This window comes from Bacillus sp. NPDC094064 (assembly GCF_050279585.1).
Classification (GTDB): Bacteria; Bacillota; Bacilli; order Bacillales; family Bacillaceae_G; genus Bacillus_A.
In genome coordinates, this window is record NZ_JBNNUI010000007.1 from 175,900 (window position 1) to 191,058 (window position 15,159).

Here is a 15,159-nt window from a genome sequence, read left to right on the forward strand (position 1 = left end):
ATGAAAACACCATCGTATAAACCATTATATATTTTAGTTTATGTCGTAATATCCGTATCTATTATAGGGTTAATGATTACTCCATCCAACAATTGGTGGGAAAAGTTGTTAGGAACTATCGTTCTCATTCTTTTGGGAGCAGGTTTAATATGTTTTTTAAAATTTGGACGGTGGGCGCAAGAGAAATTTTATGATAAATTTACAAAAAAACGGGATTAATATAAGACTGGAGTAATTAAGATATGCGTACAATAAATAGAATTCTGACTTTTACTGTATGTATTATGTTTATGTTGTTAATTGGGGCTTCTTCTACTATACGGTTAGAAGATAAAATTTTACTTATAGGTTTGCTGCTAATTTGCAATGTTATTGCATACTTTACAGTAGAGTACATCTATAAACGTATAGACAATAAGAAAAAATAGTAGATTTATAATTCTCGAAATTTATTCAATATTTAGGAGGCAAAAGTATCAATGAAACTATTACCAATTGGAACAGTAGTTAAGCTAGAAGATATGGAACAAAGCGTTATGATTATTGGAAGAATGGCTATTTCAGAAGATAAACGTGAATTTGATTATGTAGGTGTTCTTTACCCTATTGGATTTATAGGTAATGAGAATGTGTTGTGTTTTAACTACGATAAAATCACAGAAGAAATGCATAAAGGATACATGACAGATGAAGAATTAGTTTTACGTGAAAAGTTATTAGAAATGTAAATAAAGCTTTTGTTTATAAATATCCTTTTAGTAAGAATACTTTAAACGTCTTGGTAGAAATCTTTAAAAGATGACATGCTATAATTTAGCATGTCTTTTTTATGAAAAAAATTCTTTTCTATCTAAATATCTGCCTTTCTGCCAATTTTATATGCTGCTCTAGATGCTTCGAATAACTTTTGATTACGTTGGTGTTTAACTTGTTTTATGATAATTGTGGCATACTGATTTAAGGTGGTTTTGGTGCGAAGTTCTTGCAAGTAATCTACTAAACTTGGACATACCGGCAAAATCTCCGGCTTTTTGAAATTTTTGATAAGCCTAGATCTTATTAATGGGTTGATCTTCTTTTCGAGAAGGGAATAATATTTTACAGAAGGTGTGAAATGGGATGTTGATTTAGATGATAATGGAGAAGATGATATATATTAAGGATATGGTGAAAATGGGTTCAAAAAAGCTTGGTCAACAGTAGCGGGGTGGTTTAATTAACATGAAAAAAAATACAGATTTTAATAAAAAAGTTTTTGAATATTATATGGCTCTTTATGCTGTAAATGATATAAGATCGACTATAATTACTCTTGTGATTGGGATAGCAGATATATTTGTGCTTTTACCTGCTTTTGCGAATCCTGTTCAACCGATATATATGTACATAATAGTTCCACCAGTTGCTTTTTTAAATGTATGGGCAATATGGATTGTTATAAATCCTAGGAAGCGGCAATTACAATATACTCTATTTCGTGGGGTATTTGGCATCGTATGTTCAGTAGGATTATTAGTTATAACCCAAAAGTTTGCATATGGAATGTTAGGATTACAAACTCCCATCTATTTTGTTTTTTCAGTTGGTTTGTATATTTTTGCTTTGAATTATTATTATAAAAATCATATAAAAAAACTTCAGGAACCAATCAAAAAATCAAAATCATCGAAAAAAAACTCTGGTTTCGGAGTAGTGGCTTTTATAGGGTTGGGTCAACTCGTTGCTAATATCAGTCTTGGTTTTGCAACACAAAAGATGGTAGCAATTGTATTAATGTGTGTATACTCCATGCTTTCGTTTATTTTGTTTCATTTCATTATGGAACTCCATAGGTATTATTATTTAAGGAAGCATATAGAAGATGGGGGTAGAACACATGAAACCTTTTAAAGAGGTTTATTGAATGTTAAGTATTGTGATTTATGGAAGGAAACAAAAACTTATGGTTAAAGAACCTGTGATGTATGACTATATTGGCTGTTTTTATCCAGAAGGAGGAAAGCTGATATGCAAGCATTTAAAGTTGGAAAATTAGTCACATTCGTTGCAATTATAATACTTCTTGTAGTTGCTATTTTATCTCCTTACAACTTATTTAAAAAGATTTATTTTATTATTGGTGTTCTTATTATTGGCGCAGTTTCACTTGGTGCAAATAAATTCTTTGAACTGATACACAGTAAATTTAATAAGAAATGATATTACTTATGTGATAAGGAAATTCCCCTCTAAATCATTAAGGATTTAGAGGGGAATTTCTACAATATGATTTTACCGGATTACGTGGAACTAAATTAGTCCATCACCATATTGGTGGTGGTCAAGCTGTTGGTGTTCCGCTGCCACTACATCCTGGTTTTGGAGGGATTCATAACGCAGAAAAAGCGATTGGAGCATAGGGGAAAAGATGCAGGATATGTAGAAATGCTTCAGGAATTTATTGAACATCATACATTAGGTGGTAAATAAAAAATGAAAAATGAAATGAAAAATTGTTTTGATAAAATAATTAGAGAGTGGCAAGATTGTAATAATTCATTGCCAAAATCTTTATGGATAGAAGAAGCAGAGGCTTTTATCTATGAAGGAGAACCAGATACAGAGGGGTACGTATTCTGGAAACCTTTAGAGAAAAATATAATTCATGATTTTTCTGATATAGAAAAAGATTTGGGGATACAATTACATAATTCAATTAAAGAATATTATAACTCTTATTGGTTTTTAGACTTAGGAGGCAATTATTTAGGTTATGATTTTGAATTAAATCCTGTTATACCAGGAATTGAACTGCATGACTTTTATGTATCTTTACAAGGATACCAAGGCGCACATGATAATCAACTGAATAATATTCCTATTGGTATGGAATTTAATGGTCTCTTGGTAGTTGTAGATAATGAAAATGGACAAGTGAAATTAGAAGATTATGAAAGCAAAAGCTTCGAAGTTATTTTTGATAGTTTAGCAGAATTAATTTTAAATCTTTCATAAGATATATTAAAAAATAAAAAGTAAAAGTTGACTCTTATGAGTCCGCTTTTACTTTTTTAAATATATAGTGTGAATTTACTGTTATATTTTTCAATAAAGTTATTTTTAAAAATTAGATAAGGAATGTATCAAGGGTATTATCCTTTTCTTCTTTATTGATACCAATGTATTTAAGTGTAATGTGTGGTGTATGATGATTAAGGATTTCTTGCAACATCGCCATATCTTTGTTTATAGAACCAATATCCGAAGGTTTTTAAATTATATATTAAGGAATTATGCGTTCTTAGATAAAGTAAATCGAGTTCAGATAAACGAAGAACATAGAATACGTAATTTTAACTAGATTTATTATTAACTAAACTATCCCCACCACCAAGCTCCGCCTCAATCTGCGAAGTCTTCGATGACTCATCCATACGCCAATACGTAATAAAGCTGATCGCGATACATCCAGCTACGTAGAAGTAGAATAGTGATTCCATTCCGATACTCTTTAGCCATAATGCGATGAACTCAGCTGTTCCGCCGAATATCGCAACTGTTAGTGCATATGGTAAACCTACGCCAAGTGCGCGAATTTCAGTTGGGAAGAGTTCTGCTTTTACAATTGCGTTAATGGAAGTGTAGCCAGTAACGATAATGAGACCGACCATCATGAGTAAAAATGCTACGATTGGTGCTGTCGTTTTTTCCATGAAGAAGAAGATCGGCGCTGTTAGTAATGTTCCGAGAATACCGAATGCCATTAATAGTGGGCGGCGTCCAATTTTATCGGATAATAGCCCCGCAATCGGTTGAAGTACGACGAATATAAGTAGTGCGACAAAGTTAATCCAGCTTACAACTTCTTTCGGAAGACCGACTGTGTTTACCATGAATTTTTGTAAATATGTTGTGTACGTATAGAAAGCGACAGTGCCTCCTAAAGTTAGGCAGACTACTGTTAATACCGCTTTCGGATGTTTCATAAGAGCGCTAATGGTTCCTGCGCTTTCGCGTTTTTGTGATTTTATGTTTGAGAATTGCTCCGACTCGTCCATCGTGCGGCGAAGCCATAATACAGCTACTGCACCCATCGCTCCAATAATGAACGGAATACGCCATCCCCAAGCTTTCATATCTGGTTCGCTTAGTAATTGCTGAAGAACAATTTGAACGCCTAACGCAACCATTTGTCCAGCAACGAGCGTTACATATTGGAAACTTGAATAAAAGCCGCGGCGTCCACTACTAGCCATTTCAGATAAATACGTTGCGGAAGTCCCATACTCTCCGCCGAGTGATAATCCTTGTAGTAAACGGGCAAGAACTAAAATAATTGGTGCCATAATCCCAATGCTTTCGTAACTAGGTGTACAGGCGATAATTAAAGAACCACCCGCCATAACCGTAATCGAAAGCGTTAATGCTGCCCGGCGTCCGTGCCGATCCGCATAGCGTCCCATTAATAAACTGCCGATAGGGCGCATTAAAAACCCAACTGCGAAAATAGCTGCTGTGTTCAGTAACTGACTCGTTGGATCTCCTTTAGGAAAGAACTCTGCTGAAAAATAAACAGCGAAAGCAGAGTAAACGTACCAGTCGTACCATTCAATTAAATTGCCGACAGAACCTTTGAAAATATTGCCGGCGACTCGGTTAGATTTTGCTTGAGCCATAATCATTCCTCCTATTGCTTATAAATAAAAGTTATATATGAAAGCGTGTTCATTGTAGTTGAATTGTACTGTTCTTTAAATGAAATCTCAATATTATGACAATTTTATTCTTTTTGTACTTTATGTACATGGATATTTTTAATAGTTGCTTCATTTTCAGTTTTGTCATAATAATAGAAAAAAGGAGATTGATAGTTTTGAATATTTTATCAAAGGATATGAAGTATGAAGAAATCACGCAAAGTGTCATTGCAAACGAAAATAGTAAGCTTAATTATTACGTTAATTTTATTTGTAGTTCTCCTATTAGCAGGAATATTTGTTTACATTCAGTCCGTTGATACGAAGCGTCAAGTGGAGCAGCTAGCACTGCAAACAGCTAAATCTCTTTCTTTTATGCCGGCTATAAAAGATGCTTTTCAATATAACGAGCATAAAAGTACCATTCAATCCATTGCGGAACAAGTTCGTGAGCAAGCTGGTGCGGATTATGTAATTGTGGAAGATCGCTATGGGGTTATGTATTCGCATTCTAATTCGGAGTTAATTGGTACAAAGAGTAACAATCCATATAACTATGAAGCACTCACTTTTGGTGGTTATTATACGCTCGAAGGAAATGGTGCAAGTGGTCCGGCTTTAATGGCGAAAGCACCGATTATTGTTCAGAACGGAGAATACGATCAAGTTGTAGGCGTTGTGACGGTAGAGTTTTTAATAGAAGGTATTGAATCTAACATACTGAGCAGAACGAAAGAAATTATCCTCTTTTCCTTAGCGGTGTTATTAGCCGGAATTGTTGGCGGCATTCTTTTAGCGCGTAGTATTCGTAAAGATACACTCGGTTTAGAACCGAATGAAATTGCAGCGTTATACCGGGAGCGAAGCGCGATACTACTCTCTATAAAAGAAGGGATTATCGCCATTGATCAAAACGGTTTTATTACGATGATGAACACATCAGCAGAAGAAATGCTTCATGTAAATAATGATTATATGCAGCAGCACATTTCAAAAGTTTTACCGGAATTTCATATGGAGAGAGTGCTAGAGAACGATCAAGAAATCGCATTTCAAGATAAAGTGTTTATTTTAAACATGACACCGATACTCGAAAACAACAGTACGGTAGGAGTTGTATGTAGTTTTAGAGATAAAACAGAACTGCAAAACCTTGTGAACACAATATCTGAGGTAAGAAAGTATTCAGAGGACTTGCGCGCTCAAACGCATGAATTTACAAATAAGCTGTTCGTTTTATCAGGTTTATTGCAGTTAGGGCATTACAAAGAAGCGATTGAATTTATCCAGCAAGAATCTAATATTCATCAAAGCCAAAACCATATTTTATTCCATCAAATTCATGATGCGAAAGTACAAGCTATTTTATTAGGAAAGCTCGCAACAGCGTCTGAGAAGAAAATTGATTTTCATATTGAAGGAGATAGTGCGCTTCATCCGTTACCAGATCATATAAAAGTTTCGCATCTTATTACGATACTTGGAAACATAATCGATAATGCGTTTGATGCGGTGAGTACACAAGAGGAGAAGAGAGTTTCTTTCTTTGTTACGGATATTGGGCACGATATTGTGTTTGAAGTGATAGATAGTGGAGCAGGAATACCAGCAGAAAAAATCGCGACCATTTTTCAAAAAGGATTTTCAACGAAAGGGAATGATCGTGGTTACGGACTAGCAAACGTGAAAGAAATGGTAGATCTACTAAAAGGAACAATTGAAATTCAAAACGAGAAAAATGGGGGAGCTATTTTTACAATTTACCTTCCGAAAACATTGAGAGAAAGTACATAACAAACAGGGGGATGGGCATATGTTGAAGGTTGCAATTGCAGAAGATGATTTCCGCGTCGCGCAAATTCAAGAGGAGTTTTTATCGAAAATAAAAGATGTAAAAGTGATTGGAAAAGCATTGAACGCAAAAGAAACGATGGAACTACTACAAAGGGAAGAAATCGATTTGCTTCTATTAGATAATTATTTACCAGATGGAATTGGTACAGACTTATTGCCGAAAATCCATGCTGACTTTCCAAACGTTGATGTCATTATGGTTACTGCGGCGAATGAAAATCATATGTTAGAAAAAGCAATTCGAAACGGCGTAAGTAACTACCTTATAAAACCGGTCACATTAGAAAAATTTGTTCGCACAATTGAAGACTATAAAAGAAAGAAGCAATTATTACATAGTAACAATGAAGTAAATCAAACACTCATCGATAACTTCTTCGGTACGTCGCAAATACAAGATATGAAAAACTTACCGACAGGTGTGGATCCGTTAACACTGCAAAAAGTGAAAGGCATTATAAAAGGATTCGAAGAGGGCATTACAATAGAAGAAATGGGAGAACAAATGGGGGCCTCCAGAACAACCGCAAGAAGATACTTAGAATACTTAGTAGCGACAAACGAATGCACAGTAGAGTACACATACGGCATTATCGGACGACCAGAACGAAAATATCGAATAGGACGAGGACTATGAAAAAACGATTATTACTATGTATATGGATCATGACAGGAGTAATAGCTGGTTGTTCCTCGGAAAAACCTCAAACGAATACAGTAAACATAGACAAAGTAGAAATCATTGCGCCAAACGTTCCAGGAGCAGGATGGGACTTAACAGCAAGGGCAATACAAAAAACACTAACAGAAGAAAAAATCTTCACAAAACCAATCACAGTCACAAACAAAGTAGGTGGCAGCGGTGACGTCGGATGGAAATATACGAAACAAAAAGGCGGTCACGTACTGGCGATTAACTCAAGCTTACTCATAACGAACAACCTACTAGGCCATAGTAAACTAACATATAAAGACTTCACGCCGCTCGCAACACTCGCGTCGGACTGGGAAGTCGTTGTCGTATCAAAAGACTCAAACATAGACAACGCAAACGAACTAATGGAACAACTAAAACAAGACAAGAAAAACTTCAAAATCGGCGTTGCCCCAGGCCTAGGAAACGACGATCACCTATCCTTCGTACAAGTAAGCAAAGCATTCGGCATAAACCCTGCCGAACTACAATTCTTCGTCTACGAAAACAAAGAAAAAATCATAAACGCCCTAACGAACAAACAAATAGACGCCGCAACCATGACCCTATCAGAAGCCGAAAAACAATACAAAGCCGGCAAAATAAAAATACCAGCCGTATCCGCACCAAAACGACTAGACCGACTACCAGAAATCCCAACTTGGAAAGAAAAAGGCATCGACGTCATATTCCAACACTGGAAAGGGATCATGGGCCCAAAAGATATGACGGAGGAAGAGGTTGCTTATTGGGATGGTGTTATTAAGAAGATGGTGGAGAGTGAGAGTTGGAAGGGGATTTTGAGGGAGAGTGGTTGGGAGGATTTTTATAAGGATAGTGGGGAGAGTAGGGGGTTTTTGGAGGAGAGTAGTGGGTGGTATGGGGGAATGGTGAAATTTAGTGATTAATTAAAAGAAGATGGAGTACTAGGTGACAAGAATGAGTTATTTAGTGATGAAGAGCATCAAAATATTAACGGATATTGCTGAAAAGGGTTTATATTTTAAATAGATTGCCAGGTATGAAAGATGGTACTTGGCAATCTATTTATGGCAAAATGTTATAACTAAGATATGGAAGAAATCTTGCAATAATCCAAGCTCTATCAATCTATAATATTTTAAAGCTTTTTATGCAAATCCCTTAGATAACATTATGTAAAAAGGATGGTGAAATTAAAATCTTTATTAAATGATTTATAGCCGTTCAAATAAATACTAAATTTAAAAATCACTTAAATAAAATCGATATTTTTAAGCATAGAAACAATAACATCTCCACGAAGCCATAGTTGTTGTTGATACATGCTGATACCGTTAATGACAAGTGGTTTCTTTGATGCGTCACTGCCTGTTCCACGAATGAAAAATGAATTCTCTGTTGATTTAGGAAAATTAATCAATGTTTTTACAGTATTGGAACGTTTGTTGATAATAGGTTCATTGTTTTTATCTAAATCAATTATTTCTTCTAGTTTGTCATTATTAATTAAATAACGAACTTGTTCCCAGACAGGTTTGAGAGCATTTTCAATAATTGTATCATCTATAGAAAGTCGCTTAAATCCAAGGAACTTATTATCTAGTAATGGAGATTTTGCAGAAGGTTCCTCGAAAATAATAAATAAAAATTGTGTTTCATGAAAGTAGTTATAGACAAAGGATTCATCAAATTGTATTTTTTGATCAGTCCATTCTTCGAAATTTATTTGACAAAATTTAACATCTTCTGTATGGCAACCTTTAGTAGTTTGTACGATGGATTTTGGAACAATTCCAATCTTATTAAATAACTCAATTTTACTTAGTTTTTTCGCTGTACCACCGAACATTTTTACAATGATTTGTTCAGAGATAGAGTTTGGTGCGGAGCCTTTTTTAGTTGGTAGAATGTTGAATTGTTTCATGAGCTCTCTAACCGTTTTATTTTTATATTTTTGAGTAAGATTATGTAATTTATTATCAAGTTCTTTAAAGTTTAAATATGTATCATCCAGCTTTTCAAATTTATCTCCAAAATGTTTTTGTACTAGAGTTGATACGGTAGTCCGTTTTAGACGGAAACGAGGAGGATTAGGCCACTTAGGTGCTGTATCTATCAGCATTAAACTTTTTCGTAATTCAGAAGAAATTCGAGGATATTCAGCTTTTGGGTCCTCGTATGTATCTTTTAAATGCTGAATAAAATCACGCACAATGAGCCAATCGTTTTTTAGAATTTCTTTATCTTCATCTGAAAATGTGTGGAAATGGTAACCTTCAATGAAAAATTTAGCATATTCAGCAGCTGTTACAGTTTCTGGAGAGTCGTAGTGATAATATACTAATAATAGATGCTCTAATTTATGCCAGAAGCTAGAGGTTTCAAATTCTTCATCAGTGATTGATTCAGGTGAAACAGCTGTAATTGACATAGGCTCCTTTGCTTCATAAATAGTGTTAGACATTTTTTTGGTTCTACTATTCTTCTTAGGTCTACGAATACCAGTTGTTTTTAATTCTGTTTCAATGCCGTCCACAATTAAATCAGGTTTTTTATCTGTATCAGGTGGATAACCTAAAATAGATTGTTCTACAACGTCACCAGCTATGCCGGTAATTTTAGGTGAATTCATAGTCTTTGCAAAGACATTGTTAACATCACTGTCCCCGAGTGTATTACCTATAGCTTTTTGAAAAATTTTATCTAATTCTTTTCGTGTGAATTTATGTAAGGCCATGAGAGAATACTCCTTTTTTTATTCTATGTATATATAATACAGTATTTCATCTTATTGGTAATTGGATGTTATGAAGAACTTTAAATTTATTCCTTCTAAAGGAATAGGATAGTTTATTTACTATTCTTTTTAAAAGAGATATTATGTATTTAGATGAAAAAGAGGAAATAATATACAGAACAATGGTTGTGAAAAAGTTAATATAAAAAATTAGACACTAAATTGGCTGTTCAATATTATTTGATAGAATTTCATTGAATGATTTTGATATGATTTTATTCCGATATATGGTTTTGAGTGGGCTATAAAATATGAAAATAAATTTTATACGTCTAAAAATAGGAGGAATAAGGTGTACCCTAGGGAAAAAGTACATAGGGGAATTATTAATTTAATAGTGAGTTAGCTCTATATTGTAAAGACTAGTTATTATAGGAAAAGGAGATGGAAGGTTGAAAAAATTAGAGTTACTTAATCAGTATACCCGTGAAGATATATATAATGTTTTTGATGGTGTTACACCATTTACACCTGGTGCTGGTACATGGGGGATTCATGGTATTGTAAAAATTCCAGATCGTCCACGTGAGTATGTTTTCTTCGTAACTTTTGGCCAGGATAAATTAGGTCAAGAATTCAAAGAAAGTATTACAGAAAAGGGAGTCCTTACATGGCAATCGCAAAAGAAACAAGGGTTAAAACATCCCCAAATCTTAGATTTTATTAGCCATGATCATCAAAAACATAATATTTACTTGTTTTTACGAACTCGAAAAATCAATCCAAAAACAAATAAAACAGAACCATTTACTTATATGGGGAGACTTGCTTATCTAGCTCATGATTTAGAAAAAGAACATCCAGTTTTTTTTAAGTGGCAGCTGTTAGACTTTGAATTTGCCACTAATGAAGATTGCACTGCATTAGATTTAACTTTAGTAAAAGAATTATCTACGTCTTATGATGTAAAAGAAAATAGTTTACTTGAAACAAGTGAACCGGAAAAAAGGGGGCGCCAAGAACGGGGAAATAATTTTAGCGCCAAAAAGAATGATTTTGAAGTTAGTAATAAAAAAAATAAAAAAATTGGTTTGCTAGGAGAATTACTTGTTTTCGATTACATACATACACAATTTATCAATGCTGGACGTCATGATTTAGCAGAAAAGATTATACATACATCAGTTGTAGAAGGTGATGGTGCAGGGTATGATATCCGATCCTTTAAAGAAGATGGGTCACCGCTTTATCTTGAAGTTAAAACTACAAAGGGTGGTATCAATTCGGATTTTTTCATTTCTCCAAATGAACTTGCTTTTTCGGAAGAACATTCTAATTCTTATCAATTAATTAGGGTATATGAATACAATAGTGCAACTAACAGCGGTAAATTTTATAAAATAGAGGGTAATTTAAATACGAAGCTTAATTTGAAGCCAGTACAGTATTCAGCGAGGTTTTAAAAGGTTCAGTATCTTGAACTTTATATTGTTTGGTGTTATATACAAATGGTGAATTTGATTGAGAAGATGATTTATACCCCTTGTTTTTAATTATCTATCTTCTTTAGACATACTATTTATAAATTAGTAACAAATAGATAAAAGGCAGATATCTTTAGGGGAAAGTGATATGTGCCTTTTTAATATGGATGGTGGATCCTTTAACAAGAAAGTTGACGCCGTATTATTTTTTATCAGTAATAATATCAGCTATGTACGAATTATTTAACCAATAACATTGCTTTGTAATTTGCTGGCCATCAGGTAAAGTTACTTTATCGGCACCGTTGCGAGCCTTTGGTCTAATATGAGCAACACCGTTAAAATTTATTTTTGGTAGATTATTTGCTTCGACGACTTTATCACCACGTTTTTTATATTCAATTTGAATACCTTCATTTATAACTTTATTAACTTCTTCCCATAGTTCACGTATTTCTTTTTCTATTGTAGGGGCAGGTATGTTCCAAAGTTTAATACCTTTAAAATAGAGTTTACGTTTTGGGTTTTCTTTTTTTGTTTGATTAAATTCAAAAATTACGAATAAAAATTTGGTTTGATAGAAGCGTTCTCGAATTTCGCTTTCTTCCCATGATTCATTTGTCCATTGATGAAAATCAATTGTTTCAAATGACATGCTTTGTTCTGGCTTTCCGTTTGGTTCTAAACGGATTGTTTTGAACTCTATATTGGCTTTTGCAAATTCTTCAATTTTATCGAGTCGAGTTCCTTTAATACCAAGTAAAGAGCTTACTAGTAACGGAACAAAGTTCTTGGTTGTAGGTTTGTACTCGATAGATAATTCTTGAGCGATTTCTTGATCAGTTAAGCCTATGTAATTTTCAAATTTTGAATAAAGGATTTCTTCTAAAGATTTTCCTTTTAGTTCATTTGTTGTTGTAAAACTTACTAGTTCTTCGTTTAGGTGATACCTGCGAACTAGTGCTGTCATATAAGAAGGCTTTAACGAAAAAGCTCTTTGCATTGCTGGAATTTCAGAATGCGGTTGTGAGCGAAGTGAATTTTTATTGGAACCTTTTGTACAAGCTCCTAAATAGTTTGTATCACCTTCGGATAATTCATGTGCTTTGCCGGCACGAATTTTATTTACGATGGTTTCCCAGTCTTGTTTAATTATTTCTAAATCAGCTTCAGGATAGGTGAACAGAAGACTTTTTGTAATATGAAAATCTTTACGGTCTACGCCAGGTACCCATTCATAGAACATTAGTAGTAGCTTTTCGTTTTTTTTCCAAAAGCTTGATGTCTCAAAGTGTGTATGAACTTCTTCCATATAGTTGATAATATTTAAGACTAGCCGTTCTTTGGCTGATAATGAACCGTTTTTATTTTGTTTAAATGCAGTTACTTTGAGTTCAATACCAAGGTGTTTAAAGTCAGCTTCTGCGTTTGAATTTACTTCATATCCAAAGAAGCTTTCCTCAATTACTTGCCCTAGCCCACCTTTTGATTTGGCATTTGCGAGTCGGTCAGTTGTATCGATTTCACCAAATGTTTTTCCTTCAGCTTCATGTGCTTTTTTCATTAGTTCTTCTATTGTAGTGTAGTCCATAATAATCTCCTTTCTGTATCCAGTGCTGCGGTGTATGATTTTAAACAATACATATTAAAGTTATGCTATAATAAAAAGCTGTTTCAAATTTATATAAGTAAAATTTATAAGAGGGAAAAGACAGTTTATATTATTAGATAACAGTTATATTGAATTTATTCAAGATGAGTTATGTCCTTTATAATATTGATAAAGTGCGAACAGTTTTCTTAATTGGTACAAGCCAAACAAGGAAATACAAAAAAGTACGGTTCTTGAAATGTTATAGTTGATCTTTTCCTCACTTTTTATTATAATGAAGCATAGATAAATAAAATACCGAAAGGATGTTCGTGTATTTATGGTAAAAGTAGTAGAACTTTTCGCGGGAGTAGGAGGTTTTAGATTAGGACTAGAAGCAAACGAAAACTTTGAAGTTCTTTGGGGAAACCAGTGGGAACCCTCAACTAAAGCACAACATGCATTTAATTGTTATGCAACTCGCTTTGAAAATAAAGGAATACATGTAAATAGAGATATAGCTGAAGCTTGGCCGGAAATACCTGAGCATGATTTATTAGTAGGAGGCTTTCCTTGCCAAGACTATTCTGTAGCACGTACTTTATCAAATGAAAAAGGAATACAAGGGAAAAAAGGTGTTCTTTTTTGGGAGATAATGAACATAGTTAATTCTCGCAAGCCAAGATTTGTTTTGTTAGAGAATGTAGATAGATTATTGAAGTCACCAGCAAAACAAAGAGGTCGTGATTTTTCAATTATGCTGGCTAGCTTTAGAGATGCAGGTTATGTAGTGGAATGGAGAGTCATTAACGCTGCGGATTATGGGAATTCACAAAGAAGACGAAGAGTATTTATTTTTGCGTACTTAAAAGAATCTCATTTCACATCTGTTCAAAGTAAAATGAAGCCGTTAGAGATATTGTGTGAAAATGGATTTTTCGCTCCGATTTTTAAAGTGCATGAAGCGCCTGAGGAAAACAAAAAAAGAGGGCAATTTGAGTTGCCGGTCGATATTATTGAGGTTTCTGATACATTTAAAGCTGAATACTATAATTCTGGCGTGATGATGGATGGACAAGTTTATACTGAAGAAGTAGTTCCGGTAACTGAAAATCCAGAGACTTTAGGTGAAGTTGTTCAAAAAGTATATGATAAATTTGGTCCTGCAGATGAATCATATTATTTGAAAATGGATAAGGTTAACAAAAAGGGCAGAACGGAATTTGAGGAACTTAAGTATCTTAAAGGTCCTAAAAAAGAAGAAAGAGTATCAAAGGCGACAGGTCATAAATATTTCTACTCTGAGGGAGGAATGGCTTTTCCTGATGATTTAGATAAGCCTGGACGCACAATGTTAACAAGTGAAGGAACATGTAATAGAAGTTCCCATGTAATAGAGGATCCTCATACAAAAAGGCTAAGATATTTAACACCAGCTGAATGTGAGTTATTAAATGGTTTCCCGATGGATTGGACAAATACAGGAATGCCACAAAGAAACAGATACTTTTGTATGGGAAATGCTTTAGTGGTTGATTTGGTTAAGCAAATGGGTCAAAGGATTTTAGAGATTAACGAAGAAGAAGAGAAGATGGATAGTATTGTACAGTTGAGTTTGTTTTAGGAAATAAACTCAACTGCACATGTTTGTGAGAAAATAAAAATGTGTTGGTGTAACCTGGGTTCTATAGTTATAGACTCAGGTTATTTTGTATGTGATTTTTGAAATTGAGAATAGAGTAGTTGATTAAGTATGATTAGTTTTATTAAAATTGTACAAGAAAGTCTGTTGAATTGTATTGCATTAAGTAATGTATAATAATAGTATACATTACTTAATGCGATAGTTATGCTGATACTCAAGGGATTGGGTGCATGCAGGCTATATTTTTTGCTTATTTACTATCGTTCGCACCATCTTCTCTTTGGTGATTAGTAATAATAAATATATTATAGAACAGTAGAAATATTGTTTTATTTGTATTTTATAATATACCCTTAAATTTATATATAATAACAAGAGGGATACGTACCTGATAGTAGGTTTTCTTTTATCACTTTAACAAGAAAAAATAATATTCTTCCACTATGCTTATAGGAAGTTTGGATCCGCTTACAATTTACCATTTTTTTGATATAAT

General features: G+C 33.8%; 13 protein-coding genes and 3 pseudogenes. 12 read left to right on the plus strand and 4 right to left on the minus strand.

What is annotated here, in order from left to right; genetic code table 11:
* The 7 genes and pseudogenes from ACQKNI_RS17415 (at position 1) to ACQKNI_RS17445 (ending at position 2,994) form a co-directional block, all read left to right on the plus strand.
* Entirely contained in the window at positions 1–219 is a 219-nt protein-coding gene (locus ACQKNI_RS17415) for a hypothetical protein (RefSeq protein WP_000856866.1), read from the plus strand.
* A 260-nt stretch (positions 220–479) separates the two neighbouring features.
* Positions 480–728, plus strand: a complete 249-nt coding sequence (locus ACQKNI_RS17420) for a DUF4176 domain-containing protein (RefSeq protein WP_000771621.1) — start codon at positions 480–482, stop codon at positions 726–728.
* Positions 729–1,221: 493 nt separating this feature from the next.
* Complete coding sequence (locus ACQKNI_RS17425) at positions 1,222–1,890, plus strand: hypothetical protein (RefSeq protein ID WP_427282529.1); 669 nt, start codon at positions 1,222–1,224, stop codon at positions 1,888–1,890.
* A 22-nt stretch (positions 1,891–1,912) separates the two neighbouring features.
* A pseudogene (locus ACQKNI_RS17430) lies at positions 1,913–1,996 on the plus strand (DUF4176 domain-containing protein); the annotation flags it as partial.
* An 11-nt stretch (positions 1,997–2,007) separates the two neighbouring features.
* Entirely contained in the window at positions 2,008–2,199 is a 192-nt protein-coding gene (locus tag ACQKNI_RS17435; protein ID WP_427282530.1) for a hypothetical protein, read from the plus strand.
* Between the two features lie 104 nt (positions 2,200–2,303).
* A pseudogene (locus ACQKNI_RS17440) lies at positions 2,304–2,399 on the plus strand (hypothetical protein); the annotation flags it as partial.
* Between the two features lie 73 nt (positions 2,400–2,472).
* A complete protein-coding gene (locus tag ACQKNI_RS17445) occupies positions 2,473–2,994 on the plus strand; it encodes a SecY-interacting protein Syd (RefSeq protein WP_427282531.1) in 522 nt (173 codons plus the stop codon).
* Positions 2,995–3,106: 112 nt separating this feature from the next.
* On the opposite strand, the pseudogene ACQKNI_RS17450 reads toward ACQKNI_RS17445, so the two are convergent.
* Together ACQKNI_RS17450 and ACQKNI_RS17455 are read right to left on the minus strand one after the other, a co-directional pair.
* A pseudogene (locus tag ACQKNI_RS17450) lies at positions 3,107–3,248 on the minus strand (tyrosine-type recombinase/integrase); the annotation flags it as partial.
* 84 nt (positions 3,249–3,332) lie between these two features.
* The gene (locus ACQKNI_RS17455) at positions 3,333–4,655 is read right to left on the minus strand and encodes an MFS transporter (protein ID WP_427282532.1); all 1,323 of its coding nucleotides are present in this window, start codon (positions 4,653–4,655) and stop codon (positions 3,333–3,335) included.
* A gap of 225 nt (positions 4,656–4,880) precedes the next feature.
* On the opposite strand from ACQKNI_RS17455, the gene ACQKNI_RS17460 reads away from it, so the two are divergent.
* From ACQKNI_RS17460 to ACQKNI_RS17470, 3 genes are read left to right on the plus strand one after another with little or no spacing between them, the layout of a single operon-like run.
* Positions 4,881–6,470 carry an ATP-binding protein gene (locus ACQKNI_RS17460; protein ID WP_427282533.1) on the plus strand — a complete coding sequence of 530 codons (1,590 nt, stop codon included), beginning with the start codon at positions 4,881–4,883 and terminating at the stop codon, positions 6,468–6,470.
* A gap of 19 nt (positions 6,471–6,489) precedes the next feature.
* Positions 6,490–7,167 carry a response regulator gene (locus ACQKNI_RS17465; protein WP_071710743.1) on the plus strand — a complete coding sequence of 226 codons (678 nt, stop codon included), beginning with the start codon at positions 6,490–6,492 and terminating at the stop codon, positions 7,165–7,167.
* Positions 7,164–8,132 carry a tripartite tricarboxylate transporter substrate binding protein gene (locus ACQKNI_RS17470; RefSeq protein WP_427282534.1) on the plus strand — a complete coding sequence of 323 codons (969 nt, stop codon included), beginning with the start codon at positions 7,164–7,166 and terminating at the stop codon, positions 8,130–8,132. The genes ACQKNI_RS17465 and ACQKNI_RS17470 overlap by 4 nt, the downstream gene beginning before the upstream one ends.
* A 326-nt stretch (positions 8,133–8,458) precedes the next feature.
* Here the strand turns inward: ACQKNI_RS17470 and ACQKNI_RS17475 are convergent, their stop codons facing one another.
* Positions 8,459–9,943, minus strand: a complete 1,485-nt coding sequence (locus ACQKNI_RS17475) for a MutH/Sau3AI family endonuclease (protein WP_427282535.1) — start codon at positions 9,941–9,943, stop codon at positions 8,459–8,461.
* A 452-nt stretch (positions 9,944–10,395) separates the two neighbouring features.
* On the opposite strand from ACQKNI_RS17475, the gene ACQKNI_RS17480 reads away from it, so the two are divergent.
* Complete coding sequence (locus ACQKNI_RS17480; RefSeq protein ID WP_427282536.1) at positions 10,396–11,406, plus strand: DUF3427 domain-containing protein; 1,011 nt, start codon at positions 10,396–10,398, stop codon at positions 11,404–11,406.
* A 223-nt stretch (positions 11,407–11,629) separates the two neighbouring features.
* Here the strand turns inward: ACQKNI_RS17480 and ACQKNI_RS17485 are convergent, their stop codons facing one another.
* Positions 11,630–13,018 carry a Sau3AI family type II restriction endonuclease gene (locus ACQKNI_RS17485; protein WP_427282537.1) on the minus strand — a complete coding sequence of 463 codons (1,389 nt, stop codon included), beginning with the start codon at positions 13,016–13,018 and terminating at the stop codon, positions 11,630–11,632.
* Between the two features lie 340 nt (positions 13,019–13,358).
* On the opposite strand from ACQKNI_RS17485, the gene dcm reads away from it, so the two are divergent.
* Positions 13,359–14,642, plus strand: coding sequence for a DNA (cytosine-5-)-methyltransferase (gene dcm / locus ACQKNI_RS17490; RefSeq protein WP_174767168.1), 1,284 nt, complete (start codon positions 13,359–13,361; stop codon positions 14,640–14,642).
* The last annotated feature ends 517 nt before the right edge of the window (positions 14,643–15,159 follow it).

Coding starts and splice junctions, on each gene's coding strand:
- ACQKNI_RS17460 (WP_427282533.1), top strand. CDS start 4,881: ATGAAGAAATCACGCAAAGTGTCATTGCAAACGAAAATAGTAAGCTTA.
- ACQKNI_RS17470 (WP_427282534.1), top strand. CDS start 7,164: ATGAAAAAACGATTATTACTATGTATATGGATCATGACAGGAGTAATA.
- ACQKNI_RS17420 (WP_000771621.1), top strand. CDS start 480: ATGAAACTATTACCAATTGGAACAGTAGTTAAGCTAGAAGATATGGAA.
- ACQKNI_RS17455 (WP_427282532.1), bottom strand. CDS start 4,655: ATGGCTCAAGCAAAATCTAACCGAGTCGCCGGCAATATTTTCAAAGGT.
- ACQKNI_RS17485 (WP_427282537.1), bottom strand. CDS start 13,018: ATGGACTACACTACAATAGAAGAACTAATGAAAAAAGCACATGAAGCT.
- ACQKNI_RS17415 (WP_000856866.1), top strand. CDS start 1: ATGAAAACACCATCGTATAAACCATTATATATTTTAGTTTATGTCGTA.
- dcm (WP_174767168.1), top strand. CDS start 13,359: ATGGTAAAAGTAGTAGAACTTTTCGCGGGAGTAGGAGGTTTTAGATTA.
- ACQKNI_RS17445 (WP_427282531.1), top strand. CDS start 2,473: ATGAAAAATGAAATGAAAAATTGTTTTGATAAAATAATTAGAGAGTGG.
- ACQKNI_RS17465 (WP_071710743.1), top strand. CDS start 6,490: ATGTTGAAGGTTGCAATTGCAGAAGATGATTTCCGCGTCGCGCAAATT.
- ACQKNI_RS17425 (WP_427282529.1), top strand. CDS start 1,222: ATGAAAAAAAATACAGATTTTAATAAAAAAGTTTTTGAATATTATATG.
- ACQKNI_RS17475 (WP_427282535.1), bottom strand. CDS start 9,943: ATGGCCTTACATAAATTCACACGAAAAGAATTAGATAAAATTTTTCAA.
- ACQKNI_RS17435 (WP_427282530.1), top strand. CDS start 2,008: ATGCAAGCATTTAAAGTTGGAAAATTAGTCACATTCGTTGCAATTATA.